Genomic DNA, 18,496 nt, shown 5'->3' on the forward strand with positions numbered 1-18,496 from the left:
TTTTTATTGTTGTGAGGTTCGCCCCAGGAGCGGGCGCCAAACGAAAGTACTGCAAGCCTCAGTAAAAAAACAAGTTGATTTTTTACTGCCGGTAAATTTCTATAGGGCAATAATAACAACGCCGAAGCACGGCCTTTCGGCTTCAGCCTGCCTGGAGTAAGCCCACCATGCCGACCTCGTCCCCCGCCTTTGCCCATCTGTTCGAACCCTTGCAGATCCGCGGCAAACGCTTGAAAAACCGCATCATGTCCAGTGGGCACGACACCTCGATGCCGACCGACAACCTGGTCAACGCGCAACTGATCGCCTATCACCGGGCTCGTGCCGAAGGCGGTGTCGGGTTGATCGTGCTGCAGGTGGCCGGAGTCCACGACAGTGCGCGGTACACCTCCCATGTGCTGATGGCCACGGATGACGCCTGCATCGAGGGCTACCGCGAACTGGCGCAGACGTGCCACGCCCACGGCACCCTGGTGCTGTCGCAGATTTTCCACCCGGGACGGGAAATCATGGAGTCCAGCGACGGCTTGCTGGCGGTGGCCTACTCCGCCTCCGCGGTGCCCAATGAGCGCTTTCGGGTGATGCCGCGGGCGCTGGACCAGGCGATGATCGATGAGATCGTCGCCGGTTATGCGGCGGCCGCTCGCCGCCTGCATCAGGCCGGAATCGACGGGGTCGAGGTGGTCGCCAGCCATGGTTACCTGCCCGCGCAGTTCATCAATCCACGGGTCAACCGGCGCACCGACCACTACAACGGTGACCTCGAACAGCGCCTGCGCTTCCTGCGGGAAGTGATCGCGGCGGTGCGCGCCAGCACCGACGAACAGTTCATCATTGGCCTGCGCATTTCGGCGGACGAGCGTGACCCCGAAGGCTTGAGCGAAGATGAATCCCTGGCCAGCGTGCAAGCGCTGCAGGGGCAACTGGACTACGTGCACATCGTCGCCGGCACCTCGGCCTCGCTGGGTGGCGCGGTGCACATTGTGCCGCCGATGGCCATCGAAGCGGCGTACCTGGCCAGGGAAGCCGGGACCTTCAAGGCGGGCCTGAACATTCCGCTGTTCGTCACCGGGCGGATCAACCAGCCCCAGGAAGCGGAACTGATCCTGGCCCGGGGCCAGGCCGATGTCTGTGGCATGACCCGGGCGCTGATCTGCGACCCGCAAATGCCCAACAAGACCGACGCCGGCCGTGCCGAAGACGTGCGTGCCTGCATCGCCTGCAACCAGGCGTGCATCGGGCACTTCCACAAGGGTTTGCCGATTTCCTGCATCCAGCACCCGGAAACCGGCCGCGAACTGATCTACAGCCAACGCGCACCAGCGACCCAACGCAAGCGCATCATGATTGCCGGCGGTGGCCCCGCCGGGATGAAGGCCGCAGCAGTGGCGGCCCAACGCGGGCATGAGGTAACCCTGTACGAAGCCAGTTCGCAACTCGGCGGCCAAGTGCTGCTGGCCCAACTGCTGCCGCGCCGCGCCGAGTTCGGCGGAGCCAGCACCAACCTGCAGCGAGAGATGCAACTGGCCGGGGTGCGCGTGGTGCGTAACACCCGGGTCGACCGGGCACTGGTGGAGCAGGAACAACCCGACCTGGTGATCATCGCCACCGGCGCCGAGCCCTATTGGCCGACCTTCGAGCGCGGTGGTGAACTGCAGGTGGTCGACGCCTGGCAGGTGCTCAAGGACCAGGTGCCGATCGGGCGTTCGGTGGTGGTGGTGGACTGGCGCTGCGACTGGATCGGCCCGGGTATCGCCGAGCGTCTGGTGCGGGCCGGTCATCAGGTCCAGTTGGCGGTCAATGGCACCCATTGCGGGGAAAACCTGCCGCTGTACGTGCGTGACCAACTGGCCGGCGAACTGCACAAGCTTGGCATCCCGATCACCCCGTATGCCCGACTCTATGGCTGCGACGACAACACGGTGTACCTGCAACACACCGCCAGCGGCGAGCCCATGCTGCTGGAGAACATTGACACCCTGGTGTTGTGCCAGGGCCACCAACCCGTGGACACCCTCGGTGCCGAACTGCAGGGACTGGTGGAGTTTCGCCGGATCGGCGACTGCCTGGCACCGCGCACCGCCGAAGAAGCCATCTACGAAGGCCTGAAAGTCGCCTGGGAGCTTTAAGCCTGTTTATACTCCGGGACTTTAGGTTTTGGCTTGAGCGCAAATCCGTGCGTTTAACTGCAGGCTCTCTCCCACAGGGTGTGCGCTCAAGTCCCTCCCGGTCTGGAATTTGCCATGAGCAACAGCAACACGCCTGCGCCCGACATCGGCAGCGCTGCGCCGCATTTCCTCGGCACGCGGATTCGCGGCCTGCGCAAACGCCGGGGCATGACCCTGGCGCAGTTGGCGCAGTTGAGTGAATTGACCGCCGGCTACATCAGCCAACTGGAACGCAACCTCGCCTACCCGTCGATACCGGCGCTGTTCAACATCGCCCGCAGCCTGGGCGTGACCATCCAGTGGTTCTTCGCCAGCGAAGTCCCCACCGTCCCCGAAGACCAGGGCGTGGTGGTGCGCAAGAACAGCCGCCTGAGCGTGCACTACGAAGACGGCATCGTCGACCACCTGCTCACCCCCCAGCCCAACCGCCAACTGGAAATGCTCCACTCGCGCTTCCCACCCGGCACCTACAGCCAGCAAAGCTACAGCCACGACGGCGAAGAAGCCGGCTACCTGCTGTGCGGCAGCTTCGAGTTGTGGGTCGGCGAACGGCATTTCCAGCTCAGCGAAGGCGACAGCTTCAGCTTCTCGAGCCAGGAGCCGCATCGCTACGGCAACCCTGGCGAAGTGGATGCGGTAGTGATCTGGGTGATTACTCCGCCGACGTTTTAACGCACCCCTCGCCTGCTCATTGGCGTAGCCCCCGCGCGCTTGAGGGTGTCGCTCGGCAGTTCTTTGAACAGCGCCCGGTAGCTGCTGGAAAAACGCCCCAGGTGCCAGAATGACCAGTGCATCGCCACTTCGGCCACGGTGGTCTGGCCGGGGTGGCTGCCGAGCAGTTCGCGGCGGGCGCTGTTGAGGCGGCGCAGGCGCAGCCATTGGGTCGGGGCCATGCCCGTGTAGGTCTTGAAAGCGTGTTGCAACTGGCGCAGGGAAACCCCGGCGACGTGGGACAATTCCAGCAGGTTGAGCTGTTCTTCCGGGGTATCGGCTGCCCACTCGCCCACCCGTTTCATGATCACCCGCTCACCTGCCCGGCGCTGCAATGCGCCCTGGTCGAGGCAGACGCAGGCGTTGTCGAGGATGAACAGGCAGTCGTCCAGCAGTTGCTGGGTCAGGGCTTCCCGGCTCGGTGGGTCGATGGTCTGGGACAAGCGGGTCAGGGTACCGCTGAGCCAGCGGCTGAACAGTGCGTTCTGCTGCGAGTTGAGCGGTGCCATGAACAGGCCTTCCAGGCGTTCGATGCTAACGCACTGGCGCTGCAGGAACTGCGGACCGAAGACCACCGCCACTTCCTGGTAGTTCTCCGGGGTGATCCAGATGTTGCGGCTTTCACCGTTGAGCACATAAAGCGCGTTATCACTGCGGTCGAAACAGAACGCCAAGGCCCCCGGTGGCGCGCTGAAATTCTGCTCGACCCGGGTGTTCATGCACTCCTCGTAAATCTCTACCCCCTGCAAGTCCAGATAGCGCACCAGGCCGGCGAAGTGGCCGGGCGACATTTGCTGGTAGTGCTGCACCCACCCAGGGGTCGCGCGTATCTGGTCGGCGACGTCTGCGGTGTTGAAAGCCTGCACATGCAAGGGACTGGGCGCTGTCATGGGGGGATCCGCGCGCACTCTTTTGGTGCGCTTTAGGGCTGCTGAAAGTGGATAGATGGAACCGTAACGCTGGCCCAAGATAGTCGTCAACGCGCTACAGGGGAAGTCTCTGTGCACAGCAAGCCTGACTCTGGCGCGGATAAAACCAATAACGAGGTCTTTATGAACGCCCCTTTCGATCAGCTCTCCACCTGGCTGAAAGATCACAAGATTACCGAAGTCGAATGCGTGGTCACTGACCTGACCGGTATCGCTCGCGGCAAGATAGCGCCCACCAACAAGTTCCTGCATGAGCGAGGCATGCGCCTGCCGGAAAGTGTGCTGTTGCAAACGGTAACCGGGGACTTTGTCGACGACGACATCTACTACGACCTGCTCGACCCGGCCGACATCGACATGGTGTGCAAGCCGGTGTCCGACGCGGTCTACGTGATTCCATGGGCCATCGAGCCCACTGCGATCGTGATCCACGATACCTTCGACAAGTTCGGCAACCCGATCGAGCTGTCGCCGCGCAACGTGCTCAAGAAAGTCCTGCAGCTGTACACCGACAAAGGCTGGAAGCCGATCGTTGCCCCGGAAATGGAGTTCTACCTGACCCAGCGCTGCGAAGACCCGGACTTGCCACTCAAGGCGCCGCTGGGCCGTTCGGGCCGCGCCGAAAGCGGTCGGCAGTCGTTTTCCATCGATGCCGCCAACGAATTTGATCCCCTGTTCGAAGATGTCTACGACTGGTGCGAAGCCCAGGGCCTGGACCTCGACACGCTGATCCACGAAGACGGCCCGGCGCAAATGGAAATCAACTTCCGGCATGGCGACGCGCTGGACCTGGCCGACCAGATCACCGTGTTCAAGCGCACCCTGCGCGAAGCGGCGCTCAAGCACAACGTCACCGCCACCTTCATGGCCAAGCCGATCGGCGATGAGCCGGGCAGCGCCATGCACCTGCACCAGAGCGTGGTCGAGATCGCCACCGGCAAGCCGATCTTCGCCAATGAAGACGGCGGCATGAGCGAACTGTTCCTGCACCATATCGGCGGCCTGCAGAAGTACATTCCCAAGCTGCTGCCGATGTTCGCCCCCAACGTCAACTCGTTCCGCCGTTTCCTGCCGGACACCTCGGCGCCGGTGAACGTCGAATGGGGCGTGGAAAACCGCACCGTCGGCCTGCGGGTGCCGACCTCAAGCCCGGATGCGATGCGCGTGGAAAACCGCCTGCCCGGCGCCGATGCCAACCCTTACCTGGCCATTGCGGCCAGCCTGCTGTGCGGCTACCTGGGTATGGTCGAGCGCGTCGAGCCGAGCGCCGCCGTCGAGGGCCGGGCCTACGAACGACGCAACCTGCGCCTGCCGATCACCATCGAAGATGCCCTGGCGCACATGGAGAACTGCCCGACCATTGAAAGCTACCTGGGCAGCAAGTTCGTGCGCGGCTACGTCGCGGTGAAACGTGCCGAGCATGAAAACTTCAAGCGCGTGATCAGCTCCTGGGAGCGCGAGTTCCTGCTGCTGAGCGTCTGATTGCAAAGGTGGGAGCGAGCAAGCTCGCTCCTACAAAAGGTCCTACACATCGAAAACAATGATTCTAAGAGGTGTCGAATGCGTCTATTGAAATCCGTGGTACCCGTTGCCCTGGGGCTGTTGTGCAGCGCTGTGGCCCACGCACAGCCCAGTGTCAGCGTGTACAACTGGACCGACTACATCGGCGAAACCACCCTCGCCGACTTCACCGCCAAGACCGGGGTCAAGGTCATCTATGACGTGTTCGACTCCAATGAAACCCTGGAAGGCAAGCTGCTCGCCGGTCGTACCGGCTACGACGTGGTGGTGCCGTCCAACCACTTCCTGGCGCGCCAGGTCAAGGCCGGGGCCTTCCTCAAGCTTGATCGCGAGCAGTTGCCCAACTGGAAGAACCTGGACCCGAAACTCTTGACCCTGCTGGAAAAAAACGACCCCGGCAACGCGCACTCGGTGCCCTACCTGTGGGGCACCAACGGCATCGGTTACAACGTCGACAAGATCAAACAGGTGCTGGGGGTTGACCATATCGACTCGTGGGCAGTGATGTTCGAACCCGAGAACCTGAAAAAACTCAGCCAGTGCGGCGTGTCGATGATGGATTCGGCCGATGAGGTGTACCCGGCCATCCTCAACTACATGGGCATGGACCCGCGCAGCGAAAAAGTCGAAGACTACAAAAAGGCCGAAGCCAAGCTGCTGACCATTCGCCCCTACATCACCTACTTCCACTCCTCCAAGTACGTCTCGGACCTGGCCAACGGTGATATCTGCATCGCCTTCGGTTATTCCGGCGACGTGTTCCAGGCCGCCAACCGGGCCAAGGAAGCGAAGAATGGGGTGAACATCGCCTACGCCATTCCCAAGGAAGGCAGCAACCTGTGGTTCGACCTGCTGGCGGTACCGGCCGATGCCAGCAACCCCAAGCAAGCCTACGAGTTCATCAACTACCTGCTGGACCCCGAGGTCATTGCCAAGGTCAGCGCCACCGTCGGCTACGCCAACCCGAACCCGGCCGCCAAGCCGTTCATGGAGGCCGAACTGGTGAACAACCCCGAGGTCTACCCGCCCCAGGCGGTGCTCGACAAACTGTACATTTCCACCACCCCGACGCCAGAAATCATGCGCCTGATGACTCGCTCGTGGAGCAAAGTGAAGTCCAACAAATGAACCAGGCCACTCAATTCAACCCGGACACCGAGCACGCCCGCTCCTACTACGCCGCCAGCGCCAAGGGCATGCGCCAGCGACCGGCGCTGGAGGCGGACCTGGAGGCGGATGTCTGCGTGATCGGCGGCGGTTTTACCGGGGTCAATACCGCCATTGAACTGGCCCAGCGCGGGCTCTCGGTGATCCTGCTGGAGGCTCGGCAGATCGGCTGGGGGGCCAGTGGGCGTAATGGCGGACAACTGATCCGCGGTGTCGGCCATGATGTCTCGGGATTTACCCGCTACATCGGCGAGGACGGCGTGCGTTACCTGGAGCGCGCGGGGATCGAGTCGGTGCAGGTGGTGGCCGAGCGCATCCGCCAGCACGACATCGACTGCGATCTGCGCTGGGGATTCTGCGAGCTGGCCAACACCGCAGCGCAGTTTGCCGCGTTCAAGGCGGAGCAACAGAGCCTCCAGGACCAGGGTTATGCCCATGAGACCCGGCTCGTGGCGGCGCAGGACATCGACCAGGTGGTCAACTCCAAGGTCTATGCCGGGGGGCTGGTGGACATGGGCTCGGGGCATCTGCACCCGCTGAACCTGGTGCTCGGCGAAGCGCAGGTCGCCGAGTCCCTGGGGGTGCGGATCTTCGAGCACAGCCCGGTGCTGGAGATCATTCACGGCACCACGGTCAAGGTGCGCAGCGCCAGCGGCGCGGTGCGCGCCGGCACACTGGTGCTGGCCTGCAATGCGCACCTGGAGGAGCTGGAGCCCAAGCTCAGCGGCAAAGTGCTGCCCGCCGGCAGCTACATCATCGCCACTGAACCGCTGTCGCAGCAGGCGGCGGATCAGTTGATCCCGCAGAACCTGGCGCTGTGTGACCAGAAAGTCGGCCTGGACTATTACCGGTTATCCGCCGACCGGCGCTTGCTGTTTGGCGGTGCCTGTCATTATTCCGGGCGGGACCCGGCGGACATCAGCGCCTACATGAGGCCGCAGATGCTCAAGGTGTTCCCGCAGTTGGCCGATGTGCGCATCGACTATCAATGGGGTGGGCGCATCGGGATTTCCGCTAACCGTTTCCCGCAGATCGGCCGCCTGTCGGCGCACCCGAACGTGTATTACGCCCAGGGCTATTCCGGCCACGGCCTGAACGTCACCCACTGGTGCGCACGCCTGCTGGGCGAAGCGATCCATGCCGGACACAGCCAGGGTTTCGACGTGTTCAGCGCGGTGCCGCACCTGACCTTCCCCGGCGGCCGTGCATTGCGCGCCCCGCTGCTGGCGTTGGGTATGGCCTGGTATCGGATGAAGGAGATGCTCGGCTGACCGGCCGGGCAATCAACACGCTGCGGTCTTTTGATCTTGGCTTTGGGGGGCATGTCCGTTGCTGCGGTGATGGCGGCTACCGGCCGGCCTGCTTGTTCTGGCCGGAACATCTATGTGGGATGCCTCTGTGGGAGCAGGCTGGCCCGCGATAGCGGTAGCGCCTGGCTGATTGTGCGCTAGGGTCACAGGAACCGCTTCGCTGGAGGACCCAAGGCCCATGCCCGGTATCGAACTGCTGCGCGCTCAGCGCGATGAGTTGGACAGCATCGAGAACCTGATGCAGTTCTACCTCTATGACTTCAGTGAATGGCTGCCGCTGACCCTCGCCGAGCGCGGCCTGTTCACTGTGCAACTGCCACCCGACTACTGGCGCAAGCCCGCCACCCAGCCATTCCTGATCCGGGTAGATGGAGCACTGGCCGGTTTTGTCACGGTGGACGATACGGCCCACCTGGCGGGGGTGGAGTTCAATATCAGCTATTTATTCGTCAGCCGCCGATACCGTGGCCAGGGCGTTGGCCGTCACGTGGTGGACGCACTGCTGCACCAGCTTCCCGGCTGCTGGCAGGTTTTCCACCTGGATGCCAACCAGGCGGCCAAGGCGTTCTGGGCCAGGGTCGTGCCGACGCTGGGTGCCAGTGAATTGAGCCAGCACCGGCTGCCGGTGGACGGTTACCCCTGCACCTTGTTCAAGTTCCGCATCCACTGACGGCTTCGACCTCAAGCCCGGCCGCTGACCGACCACCAGCGTGGCAACAACTGCTGGACTTTGGGCTCGGCGAATCGATCATCGATCAACATCACCAGCCCTTCATCCTGCTGGGTGCGAATCACCCGGCCGGCGGCCTGCACGACTTTTTGCACGCCGGGAAACAGGTAGGTGTAGTCATACCCATCGCCGAAAAGCGCCGCCATGCGCTGCTTCAACTGCTCATTGACCGGGTTCAACTGCGCCAGGCCCAGGGTCGCGATGAAGGCGCCAATCAGCCGTGCCCCGGGCAGGTCGATGCCCTCGCCAAACGCCCCGCCGAGTACGGCAAAACCGATGCCCTGGCCATGGGCGGTGAACTGCTCCAGAAACGCCTGGCGGCTGCGTTCGTCCATGCCCCGGGACTGTGACCATTGCTGGATGTGCGGGTGGCTATCGGCAAACAGTTGAGCCACCTGTTGCAGGTAATCGAAGCTGCTGAAAAACGCCAGGTAGTTACCGGGGCGCTCGCTGAATTGGCGCGCCATCAAGTCGACGATGGGGGCCAGGGAGGCCTGGCGATGGACAAAACGGGTGGAAATCTGGCTGACGATCTGCACCTTGAGCTGGTCGGCATGAAATGGCGACTCGACGTCGATCCACACCGTCGCCGCAGGCAACCCCAGCAGGTCGCGGTAGTAGCGCTGCGGGCTGAGGGTCGCGGAGAACATCACCACGCTGCGCGCCGCGGTCAGTCTGGGGCGGATAAAGCCGGCCGGCACCACGTTGCGCAGGCACAGCAGCGCCAGGCTGCGCTGACCGCTGGACTGGCGTTTACTGATGTCGAACACGAACTGCTCATCGAACAACTCCGCCACCCGGCAGAACTGCAACGCATCGAAGTAGAAACGCTGCACCTCGGCGTCCAGCCCTTGCGGGTGGTCGTTGAGGTAGTCACCGATGGCCGCGGTGCACAGCGACAGCGCCTGCAACAGTTTGTCCGGCGCCTTGGCATAGGCCTGGTAAGGGCTGGTCTGCTCCTTGTGCAGCGCGTTCCACTCACGGTTGACCCGCTGCAGGCTTTTCTTCAGCACCTCGGGGGCGATTTTGCGCAGGGCGTTGAAACTGAATTGATCCAGGCTGGCGCTATACATCTGCCGCCCGCGCTCCACCAGGTTGTGGGCCTCGTCCACCAGTACCGCCAATTGCCACTGGTTGGCCTGGGCCAGACCGAACAGCAGTGCGCTGAAATCAAAGTAGTAGTTGTAGTCGGCGACCACCAGGTCGGCCCAGCGCGCCATTTCCTGGCTCAGGTAGTACGGGCACACCTGGTGCGCCAGGGCGATCTGGCGCAGCGCCGCCTGATCGAGCAGGGTCACCTGGCTGGCGGCCTGGCGCGCGGCCGGCAAGCGGTCATAAAAGCCCTTGGCCAATGGGCAGGATTCCCCGTGGCAGGCCTTGTCCAGGTGCTCGCAGGCCTTGTCCCGGGCGACCATTTCCAGGACCCGCAAGGGCAGCCCCGGTGCGCTATCGACCAACACCTGCGCGGCATCCAGCGCCAGTTTGCGCCCTGGCGTCTTGGCGGTGAGAAACAGCACCTTGTCCAGTTTCCGCGGCGCCAGGGCCTTGAGCATCGGGAACAGGGTGCCGAGGGTCTTGCCAATGCCGGTGGTGGCCTGGGCCATGAGGCAGCGCCCGGTACTGACCGCCTTGAACACCGATTCCGCCAGATGACGCTGGCCGGGACGAAAGTCCGGGTGGGGAAACTGCAACGCCTGGGCCGCCAGATTGCGCGCCTCGCGATGGGCCAGCTCCTGCTCGGCCCAGGCCAGGAACAACTCGCACTGCTGGTTGAAGAAGGCGTGCAGCTCAAGTGCGCTGCAGGCTGACACCAGGCTGGTCTCCTGCTCGCTGGCGATGTCGAAATACACCAGTGCCAGGTTGATCTCGGCCAGGTGCAGTTGCTGGCACAGCAACCAACCGTAGATTTTCGCCTGGGCCCAATGCAGTTGCCGGTGGTTGGCCGGCATATGCTCCAGGTCGCCGCGGTAGGTCTTGATTTCTTCCAGGCGGTTTTGCGCCGGGTCATAACCGTCTGCCCTGCCCCGCACGCTCAACTGCTGGTACTGACCTTGCACCGCCACTTCGTTCTGGTAGCCCGGACTGCGTCGCGCGGCCACGGTACGATGCCCGACGATGCCCTCCAGGGCCGTGGGTGATGGGGTGAAGCGCAGGTCGAGGTCGCCGCTCTTGGCGGTGAACTCACACAGGGCACGCACCGCGATGCTGTAGCTCACGCTCAAGGTAGCGCCCACTGCACGTAGCACACGGCGATGGGCATCTGATGGGCGTGGCAGAACTCCAGCCAGCGCAACTGGTTATCCTGCAGGCGATCACCCGGGCCCTTGACCTCGATCATCCGGTAGGTCTTTTGCTGCGGCCAGAACTGGATCAGGTCGGGCATGCCGGCGCGGTTGGCCTTGATGTCCTGCAACAGCCGCTCGAACCAGTGCCTGAGGTGTTCCGGCGGCAGGCAGAGCAATGCCTGCTCCAGCAGTTCCTCGGTCAGCGCCCCCCAGAACACGAAGGGCGATTGCACGCCCGCCTTGGCGTGAAAGCGCTGGCGAATGGTCGTGGCATAACGGCCATCGTCCAGTTCCCCCAGGCAGGCCTGGAACAGCTCAGCGCGGCGGGCATGGAAATCCTCGCTCAGCAGGTCCACCGGCCCGCGCTGGAACGGGTGGAAGAACGCCCCGGGCAACGGCGCGAAGATCGCCGGCCAGCAGAGCAAGCCGAACAAGGAGTTGATCAGGCTGTTTTCAACGTAGTGCACCGGTGCCGCCGGGTCATCCAGGTGCGCCTGGACATGAAATTCCACCGACAACGCCGGGTCGACGCGCGGCAGGTTGAGGTCCAGGCGTTCGACTTCCCGTGGCTTGAGCCGTGGCGCCGGCGGCCCGCCGAGTTTGCGCCGCAAGCGCGGCAGCATCCGCAGCACTTGCTGCTGCTCGGCGGCACTTTGCGGGGCGAGCTCGGCCTGGGTCGCCAACTCCAGCGCCAGGGCATACTCGGCGCAGCGCTCCAGTACCCGGATCAGACGCACCCTGGCGCCCGGGTAGTGGCACTGACGATAGATAGCCAGCGCTGCCGGCCAGTCGGCCAGGCGTTCGCAGTGTTGCCCGAGCAGGAACAGCAGTTTGTCACGGCGTCTGTGCAGCCAGGGGTTGGCGCTGTCCAGGGCGTGAATCCGGGCCACCACCTGGCTCACGTCCTCACCGCCTTCGAAAGCTTGCTGGCAGCCATGCAGGTAGAGAAATGCCTCGACGTCCTCACGGCTGCGCAAGCCCCGGGACTCGGCGCAGAACTCGACCTTTTCGTAGGTGTAGATGCCCAGGTCCGCCAGCACGAACTCCGACCAGTCCTGGTACAGGTTGCCGAAGAACATCAAGCGCAAGCGGTCGCACAGGTCCATGATGGTCAGGCTCAGGAGCCGATCATCCAGGGCCGGGTACCACTGGTGCAGGGTTTGCGGTTGGGGGAATGACTCACGCAAGGCGTCGAGCCAGGCGGCTTTTTTGGCTTTGGGCTGATCGATGGCCGCACCGAAGCAGGCGAGGATCTCGCCTTTGAGCAGCACCTCGAACACCTGGTCCAGGGTCAATGGCGCCTGATCGTCGACCCAGCCCAGTTCCAGCAACGGCTGCACCGCCAGCGCCGTCGCGCCGATTTCCGGGTACTGCAACTTGCCCAGGCGAAAGTGTTCGCCCTTGCGCATCACCATGCGCACCAGCAGCGCCTGGGACGCACGCGGCAACTGGCCGAAACGCTCGATGAACGCCTGCTCCTGCGGGCTCAGCACATCGGCATAACGCTGCTGCAGCCAGGCGAGTACCTGCTGAAAGTTAGTGAGGTAGTAGAACGGATCTTCGAGCGGATTGACGGTCACAGATAGAAAGGGCCATGGCAAACTGATACTGGTTATGCATACAGATAGCAGTTCAGCCGCGCCGCTGGCAAATGGAAAAGGATAAATGGGCGGGTTTTATCCATCGCACCGACCCTTTGATGAGGTTTTTTCCTGCTTTTTCAGGGCCTAAGCGAACTTTCCCGGGATAAGCGGGACCAAGGGCCTAGTGATATCGCGCCGCTGCTCATCGCATCAGGCCGATCAAGTGATTCTGGATTGAGAGGTTTTAGTATGAACATCCGTACGCTGTGCATGCCCCTGGCCGTGGCGGCCTTGCTGGCACTGGCAGGTTGCTCGACCCCAACGGTGGTGACCCTGCAGAACGGCACCCAATACCTGACCGAAGATATGCCGGACACCACAGGTGAAGACGGCTTTATCGAGTTCAAGGACATTTCCGGCGCGACGGTCAAGGTCAAGGCGGATGATGTCGCCACCATCCGCAAGGAAGATTAAACACTCAGCGCTGGGAGCTGGACCAGCCTGAGGCGCGCAAAGCCGGCAACAGCAACTCGGCCGTGAGTCCAGCCACGCGGCGGCCATCGTCACTGTCCATGTCCTCGCCCGCCAGCAACGCATTGACGATCGCCTCCTCCACCGCTTCGGCCGCTGCGCTGAACAAGGCGGAAAGGTAGTCATTGTTGAGCATGGCCAGAGGCGTGCTCAAGGGCAGGTCTTTGCGCCCGTAGTCCGCAGGCGGCAGATCCTGGTTGCCGGTGGCGAAGGCCAGGAAGATGTCTCCGCTGGAGTCTTCGGTGCCGCCGCCGGTGCGGGCTATGCCGATGGAGGCGCGCTGGGCCAGGCGCTGGCACTGGTGCGGCAGCAGGGGCGCGTCGGTCGCGAGGATCACCACGATCGAGCCCATGCCAGGCGTGCCCTGGTGTTCGAAGGGCGATGGGCTTGGCGCCAACTGGCGGCCGACCGGGTAGCCGTCGATCCGCAGTTCACGGCGTTTGCCATGGTTGGCCTGGACCAGCGCACCGACGGTATAACCACCCTGCCCGACCGGCACTTGCCGCGACGACGAGCCGATACCGCCCTTGAACTCATGGCAGATCATCCCGGTGCCACCCCCGACCGCGCCCTCCGCCACGGGGCCGGCGCTGGCATTGGCGGCTGCCTCGGCCACGTGTTGAGGGCCTACATGCTGGCCCCAGATGTCATTGAGCACGCCATCGTAGGTCTCCATCACCACCGGCATGCACCAGTAGACCGCTGGGTCCGCGAGGCTGTCACGCTCCTGCGCCACCAGGGCATCACGCACCACACCGACGCTGTGGGTGTTGGTGATGGCAATCGGGGTTGCCAACAGCCCGGCTTCACGAATCCATTCCAGCCCCGTGGCATCGCCGTTGCCGTTGAGCACATGGCAACCGGCGAAACACGGTTGCTGCCGTGCGTGACCGGCCCGTGGCTGGATCAACGTGACGCCGGTCCTGACCTGCTTGCCGTTGACTTCGTCACGCACGGTGCTGTGCCCGACCCGAACCCCCGGAACATCGGTGATGGCATTCAACGGCCCCGGCACGCCCAAGCCCAGGGTGATGCCCAATTCACGTGCTCGCATGTCCTCTCCTCAGCAATATTGATGCACCGGTTCGCACCGGCGAAGGACCGCTACTCTAGAGAACCCAGGCTGTCGCGCCCATTACCCCGTTGGGGTATGCCCCCCACAAGCACAGGCGCGCAATCCCCGACGGGATGTTGCCGATCAACTCCCGGTGCGGATCTTGTTCCACAGCCGGGTCCGAATCCGGTCGATGTTCAGGGGCATGGCTTGCAGGGCGAACAATTTGCCCATCATCTCCTCGCTTGGGTAGACCTTGGTGTCGTTCCTGATAGCCGGGTCGATCAGGCTGTCGGCCTGCTGGTTGCCGTTGGCGTAGTGCACATGGTTGCTGATGCTGGCCATGACGTCGGGGCGCAGCAGGTAGTTCATGAAGGCGTAGCCTTGTTTTTCGTCGGGCGCGTCGACGGGCATGGCCACCATGTCAAACCAGATCGCTGCGCCTTCCTTGGGGATCGCGTAGCCGATGTCCACGCCGTTGTTGGCTTCCCTGGCCCGGCTTTCGGCCTGCAGGATGTCCCCGGAGAAACCCACCGCAACGCAGATATCGCCGTTGGCCAGGTCACTGGTGTACTTGGAGGAATGGAAATAGCTGACGTAGGGTCGTACTTTCATCAGCAGTGCTTCGGCTTTCTTGTAGTCCGCCGGGTCCTGGCTGTGGTGGGGCAAGCCCAGGTAGTTCAAGGCCGCGGGCAGCAGTTCCGGGCCGTTATCGAGGATCGCCACGCCGCACTTCTGCAGCTTCTCCATGTATTCGGGCTTGAAGATCAGGTCCCAGGAATCCACGGGGGCGTTGTCCCCCAGCACCGCCTTGACCTTGGCAATGTTGTAGCCGATCCCAGTACTGCCCCACAGGTAGGGAAAGCCGTGCTCGTTGCCCGGGTCGTTGTCTTGCAGGGCCTTGAGCAACACGGGATTGAGGTTCTGCCAGTTGGGCAACTGGCTCTTGTCGAGCTTCTTCAGCGCCCCGCCGGCGATCTGCCGCGCCATGAAGTGGTTGGAGGGGAACACCACGTCATACCCCGATTGACCGGTCATCAGCTTCCCGTCGAGGGTTTCGTTGCTGTCGTAGACGTCATAGCTGAAACCGATGGCGGTTTCTTTCTGGAAGTTTTTCATCGTGTCCGGCGCGATGTAGTCCGACCAGTTGTAGACCTTTACGGTCTCGGCGGCCTGGCTGAGGGTCGCAGCCAGCATCAGCGGGGCCAGCATCAGGGGTGCACGGGGTATGCGGATCATGATTCGATTCCTGTTTGGCGTTTTTATTGGCAGGTCTTCGGTTGATCAGAGGATCAAAAAATCAATACGTAGGTCTTGCGCACCGTTTCCTCGATATCCCAGATCCCGGTGCTGTTGGCAGGCAGCATCAAGGCATCGCCGGCTTCTATCTGCAGCGGCTCGCCGTTATCCGGGGTGAAGGTGCAGCGACCCTGGACGAAGTGACAGAACTCTTGCGCGACGATCTGCCGCCGCCAGCGACCGGGGGTACACTCCCAGATCCCGGTTTCGACGCCGTCGCTGCGCTCAACGCTGGTGGTCGAGGTGACCGCCACCGGCGTACCGAGCGGAACGGCGACCGGGGCGGATTCCTGCAGCGGCACCTGATGGGTGTTCTTGAACTGGGTAATGCTCATGTCGATACCTGTGGGTGAGTGAAGCGCGTTTAGTGCATCAAGCCTTCCATGAACCCCGCCACCTGCGTGGCAAGCTTGCGGCGCCAGGGCGCGCTGTGCGGGTCGGCCAGGACGCGATCTTCATGGATGAAGCTGCGGATGATCGCGTTGTAGCCCAGCCAGCGCAGCGGCTCCGGCTCCCAGGCGCGCAGCGCGTCGAGGCCGCCCTGGGGGATGACCCAGGGCTGGCGCACCAACTGGCTGTCGCGTTGCAGGATCAGGTCGGCCAGGGTTCGGCCACCAAGGTTGCTGGCGCCGACGCCTTCACCGCCATAACCGCCCGACAGGGCAATGCCGCTGCGCACGTCGCACAGCATGTGCGGCTTGAAGTTGCGCGACATACCGAGGTTGCCGCCCCAGGAATGGGTGATCTGCACATTCTTGAGCTGCGGGAACAATTCACCGAACAGGTAGCGCCGCAGCTCGACCTCACTGCGGGTCAGGTCGAAGTTGTGCCGCAGTTGACCGGCGAACTGGTAACCGCCTCTGGCGCCGAACACCAAGCGATTGTCGGCCGTACGCTGGCCATAGGTGACCTGGCGGCTGCTTTCGCTAAAGGCTTGGCCGCGGCTCAGGCCGATTTCGTCCCAGGTCGCTGCGGACAAAGGCTCGGTGGCGACCAGCAGGCTCTGCACCGGCAATTGATAACGGCCCAGCGGGGCCAGCGTCACGGCATACCCCTCCACCGCCGGCACCACCCAGCGCGCACGCACGCTGGCCTTGGCGGTGCGCACGCTGCCCGACTGCCAGGCGGTCACCGGGCTGTTTTCGTAGATATTCACCCCCATGCGCTCCACGGTGCGTGCCAGGCCCCGCACCAGCTTGGCCGGGTGGATCGTCGCGCAGTGCGGCGCATAGATGCCACCATAGGGCCTGGCCACCCGGATCTGCTGGTTGAGCTGCTCGGGGGTCAACCAGCGATAGTCGGACTGATTCAAGCCCTGGGCATAGAGCCCGTCCAGATACTGGCGCAGGCTGTGCGCCTGCTCGGGATAACGGGCGGCGCAATACAGCACCCCGCCCTTGCGGTAATCGCAGTCGATGCCTTCTCGTTCGATGACGATCGCCACCTCATCGGGAATGCTGTGCAGCAAGTCGAAGGAGGCCCGCCGTTGTTCGGCGGGCAAGCCGGCCAGCAGGCGGTCTTCGCCCAGCAGGTTACCCATCAGCCAGCCGCCATTGCGGCCCGAAGCGCCGAACCCGGCGGTTTGCGCCTCGACGATGGCGATGCTCAGCTCCGGAGCCTGGAGCTTGAGGTAGTACGCGGTCCAGAGGCCGGTGTACCCGGCACCGATGATCACCACATCGACATCCAGCTCGTGCTCAAGGGCGGGCCGCGGCAGCAGCGGCTCCTCGAGCTGGTCCATCCACAAACTGATCGTGCGCCACGCCGGCATGCAAGTCTCCGCCCTTCAAGTTTCGATGGCGTCGATCCTAGTGGTTGGCTCAGGGCTTGTCTTGCGCGCGTGCACGCAAAGAAATCTGTTTGACGTAGGCCTTGGGCGACAGCCCGGTGTGCTGGCGAAAACAGCTGTAGAACGCCGACAACGAGTTGAACCCGGCGGCAAACGCCAGCTCGTCGATGCGCACCGGGGGCGTGGCCCGGTCCAGCGCCGCCAGCAGATGCTGCAACCGCGCCTGGTTGACGTAGCGGTAGAAGCTTTGCCCCAGGACCTGATTGAGCAGGTAGGAAATCTGGTTGCGGCTGTAACCGCACTCCTCGGCCACCCGTTGCAGATCCAGTTGCGGATCGAGATAGGCTTGCTGGCGCTCGAAGTACTGCTGCAGGTCCTGGGCCATGAAACTCAACTGCCGGGGAGACAGCCCCAGCCGACTGGCCGCCGGGCGCGGAGTTCCCGGCGCCTGGTTGTCGCGCTGCTCGTGAACCAGGGAAGCGTATTCGTTGACGCGCCAGATCAGCCCGTCACGCACGGTGATTGCCTCGCTGGAGCGAAACGACACCAGCCCTTCACCGCCGCGCAAGGTCATGCGGTACTGGATGAACGCGGTGTCGCCATCCAGGCGGATGCGGTCCGAATGCTCCAGCGCCTCCTCGGGATCACGGGGCATGCTGCTGCGCACGTACTCGCGCAGTTCGCTCAAGCCCAGGACCCGGTTCTGGAAAAAGTCGTGGTACTGGATATCCGGGTGATACAGCGCCATCACCCCGTCCAGGTCGCGGTGCTTCCAGCACAGGTGATAACGCAGCACGGTTTCGCCAGTGGCCTGGGTCAACAACGGGCCATCTTCTGGGGCAGGCATAGGGCACTCGACGGCATAAAGTACCGAGCTTGCCGAACTTGCCCGAAGGCTTCAATGGTCATGGGCAACGCGCGAACGTGATCCAGCGCATAAAAACCGCATTCAATCGCCAAATGGCCTGAAAAACCCAGTAACCGCAGGCTGAACGAATGCTACTTTTATCCACTCAACCGGTGGAGCCACAGAAGGCTCTCTCTCCTGTCATGAGCTAACGGAAGCGCTCGATCACCCAGGTGGGCAACAGATGAACAAGGCTTCACAGAGTAAGGTCACCTTTCCCAACGCCTGCCAGTTGATGCGCTGGCATTTTCATCCCGTGGGCTTCGAGGCCAACATGGATGCGCCGGGGAGCATGATCGCCCGGCTGTTCGACCGCGTCAGCGGCGAGACGCTTTTGGCCATTGCCGGGATTCCCTGCGCCACCGTGATGAACGCAGCAGATGTGGAGCGCATCATCGAAGCCGTGGAGGATGAACTCGAAGCCTTCATCCCCTCCCAGGCGCTCAAGCGTTACGCCTGAACCGCCAATCCTGATGACCTTGAAACCTGTGGGCGCGAGCCTGCTCGCGATG

Annotated in this window: 16 protein-coding genes; 8 read left to right on the forward strand and 8 right to left on the reverse strand. The window is 63.1% G+C overall.

Features of this window, described 5'->3' with window-relative positions; all coding sequences use genetic code 11:
- Positions 1 to 167: 167 nt before the first annotated feature.
- Both Q1W70_RS24040 and Q1W70_RS24045 read left to right on the forward strand, forming a co-directional pair.
- The gene (locus tag Q1W70_RS24040; RefSeq protein ID WP_166592617.1) at positions 168 to 2,129 is read left to right on the forward strand and encodes an oxidoreductase; all 1,962 of its coding nucleotides are present in this window, start codon (positions 168 to 170) and stop codon (positions 2,127 to 2,129) included.
- A 114-nt stretch (positions 2,130 to 2,243) separates the two neighbouring features.
- Positions 2,244 to 2,840 (forward strand): cupin domain-containing protein, encoded by a 597-nt coding sequence (locus Q1W70_RS24045; protein WP_302098158.1) that lies wholly within the window; start codon positions 2,244 to 2,246, stop codon positions 2,838 to 2,840.
- Here Q1W70_RS24045 and Q1W70_RS24050 read toward each other — a convergent pair.
- A complete protein-coding gene (locus Q1W70_RS24050; RefSeq protein WP_166592615.1) occupies positions 2,837 to 3,769 on the reverse strand; it encodes a helix-turn-helix domain-containing protein in 933 nt (310 codons plus the stop codon). The genes Q1W70_RS24045 and Q1W70_RS24050 overlap by 4 nt on opposite strands.
- A gap of 162 nt (positions 3,770 to 3,931) precedes the next feature.
- Here Q1W70_RS24050 and Q1W70_RS24055 point away from each other — a divergent pair, with 162 nt between their 5' ends.
- From Q1W70_RS24055 to Q1W70_RS24070, 4 genes are all read left to right on the forward strand, one after another.
- On the forward strand, positions 3,932 to 5,290 hold the full coding sequence (locus tag Q1W70_RS24055) for a glutamine synthetase family protein (protein ID WP_166592614.1): 1,359 nt from the start codon (positions 3,932 to 3,934) through the stop codon (positions 5,288 to 5,290).
- A 78-nt stretch (positions 5,291 to 5,368) separates the two neighbouring features.
- Positions 5,369 to 6,457 (forward strand): polyamine ABC transporter substrate-binding protein, encoded by a 1,089-nt coding sequence (locus Q1W70_RS24060; RefSeq protein ID WP_166592613.1) that lies wholly within the window; start codon positions 5,369 to 5,371, stop codon positions 6,455 to 6,457.
- On the forward strand, positions 6,454 to 7,767 hold the full coding sequence (locus Q1W70_RS24065; RefSeq protein WP_166592612.1) for an NAD(P)/FAD-dependent oxidoreductase: 1,314 nt from the start codon (positions 6,454 to 6,456) through the stop codon (positions 7,765 to 7,767). The genes Q1W70_RS24060 and Q1W70_RS24065 overlap by 4 nt, the downstream gene beginning before the upstream one ends.
- A gap of 217 nt (positions 7,768 to 7,984) precedes the next feature.
- The gene (locus Q1W70_RS24070) at positions 7,985 to 8,476 is read left to right on the forward strand and encodes a GNAT family N-acetyltransferase (RefSeq protein WP_166592611.1); all 492 of its coding nucleotides are present in this window, start codon (positions 7,985 to 7,987) and stop codon (positions 8,474 to 8,476) included.
- A gap of 11 nt (positions 8,477 to 8,487) precedes the next feature.
- Here Q1W70_RS24070 and Q1W70_RS24075 read toward each other — a convergent pair whose 3' ends face one another.
- Both Q1W70_RS24075 and Q1W70_RS24080 read right to left on the reverse strand, forming a co-directional pair.
- Complete coding sequence (locus Q1W70_RS24075; RefSeq protein WP_166592626.1) at positions 8,488 to 10,752, reverse strand: ATP-dependent DNA helicase; 2,265 nt, start codon at positions 10,750 to 10,752, stop codon at positions 8,488 to 8,490.
- Between the two features lie 2 nt (positions 10,753 to 10,754).
- Positions 10,755 to 12,401 (reverse strand): VRR-NUC domain-containing protein, encoded by a 1,647-nt coding sequence (locus tag Q1W70_RS24080; protein WP_166592610.1) that lies wholly within the window; start codon positions 12,399 to 12,401, stop codon positions 10,755 to 10,757.
- Positions 12,402 to 12,653: 252 nt separating this feature from the next.
- On the opposite strand from Q1W70_RS24080, the gene Q1W70_RS24085 reads away from it, so the two are divergent.
- Entirely contained in the window at positions 12,654 to 12,878 is a 225-nt protein-coding gene (locus tag Q1W70_RS24085) for a YgdI/YgdR family lipoprotein (RefSeq protein ID WP_166592609.1), read from the forward strand.
- Between the two features lie 4 nt (positions 12,879 to 12,882).
- On the opposite strand, the gene Q1W70_RS24090 is transcribed toward Q1W70_RS24085, so the two are convergent.
- From Q1W70_RS24090 to Q1W70_RS24110, 5 genes are all read right to left on the reverse strand, one after another.
- Positions 12,883 to 13,989 (reverse strand): DmpA family aminopeptidase, encoded by a 1,107-nt coding sequence (locus tag Q1W70_RS24090; protein WP_166592608.1) that lies wholly within the window; start codon positions 13,987 to 13,989, stop codon positions 12,883 to 12,885.
- 144 nt (positions 13,990 to 14,133) lie between these two features.
- The gene (locus Q1W70_RS24095) at positions 14,134 to 15,228 is read right to left on the reverse strand and encodes a polyamine ABC transporter substrate-binding protein (protein ID WP_166592607.1); all 1,095 of its coding nucleotides are present in this window, start codon (positions 15,226 to 15,228) and stop codon (positions 14,134 to 14,136) included.
- Between the two features lie 53 nt (positions 15,229 to 15,281).
- A complete protein-coding gene (locus tag Q1W70_RS24100) occupies positions 15,282 to 15,623 on the reverse strand; it encodes a cupin domain-containing protein (protein ID WP_182340297.1) in 342 nt (113 codons plus the stop codon).
- A 29-nt stretch (positions 15,624 to 15,652) separates the two neighbouring features.
- Positions 15,653 to 17,059, reverse strand: coding sequence for an NAD(P)/FAD-dependent oxidoreductase (locus tag Q1W70_RS24105; RefSeq protein ID WP_302098159.1), 1,407 nt, complete (start codon positions 17,057 to 17,059; stop codon positions 15,653 to 15,655).
- 49 nt (positions 17,060 to 17,108) lie between these two features.
- Positions 17,109 to 17,924 (reverse strand): helix-turn-helix domain-containing protein, encoded by an 816-nt coding sequence (locus tag Q1W70_RS24110; protein WP_166592604.1) that lies wholly within the window; start codon positions 17,922 to 17,924, stop codon positions 17,109 to 17,111.
- Between the two features lie 244 nt (positions 17,925 to 18,168).
- Here Q1W70_RS24110 and Q1W70_RS24115 point away from each other — a divergent pair, with 244 nt between their 5' ends.
- Entirely contained in the window at positions 18,169 to 18,444 is a 276-nt protein-coding gene (locus Q1W70_RS24115; protein ID WP_166592603.1) for a DUF1652 domain-containing protein, read from the forward strand.
- Positions 18,445 to 18,496: the final 52 nt, after the last annotated feature.

The sequence above is a fragment of the Pseudomonas kielensis genome, assembly GCF_030505375.1.
In the GTDB taxonomy this organism is placed as follows: Bacteria; Pseudomonadota; Gammaproteobacteria; order Pseudomonadales; family Pseudomonadaceae; genus Aquipseudomonas; species Aquipseudomonas kielensis.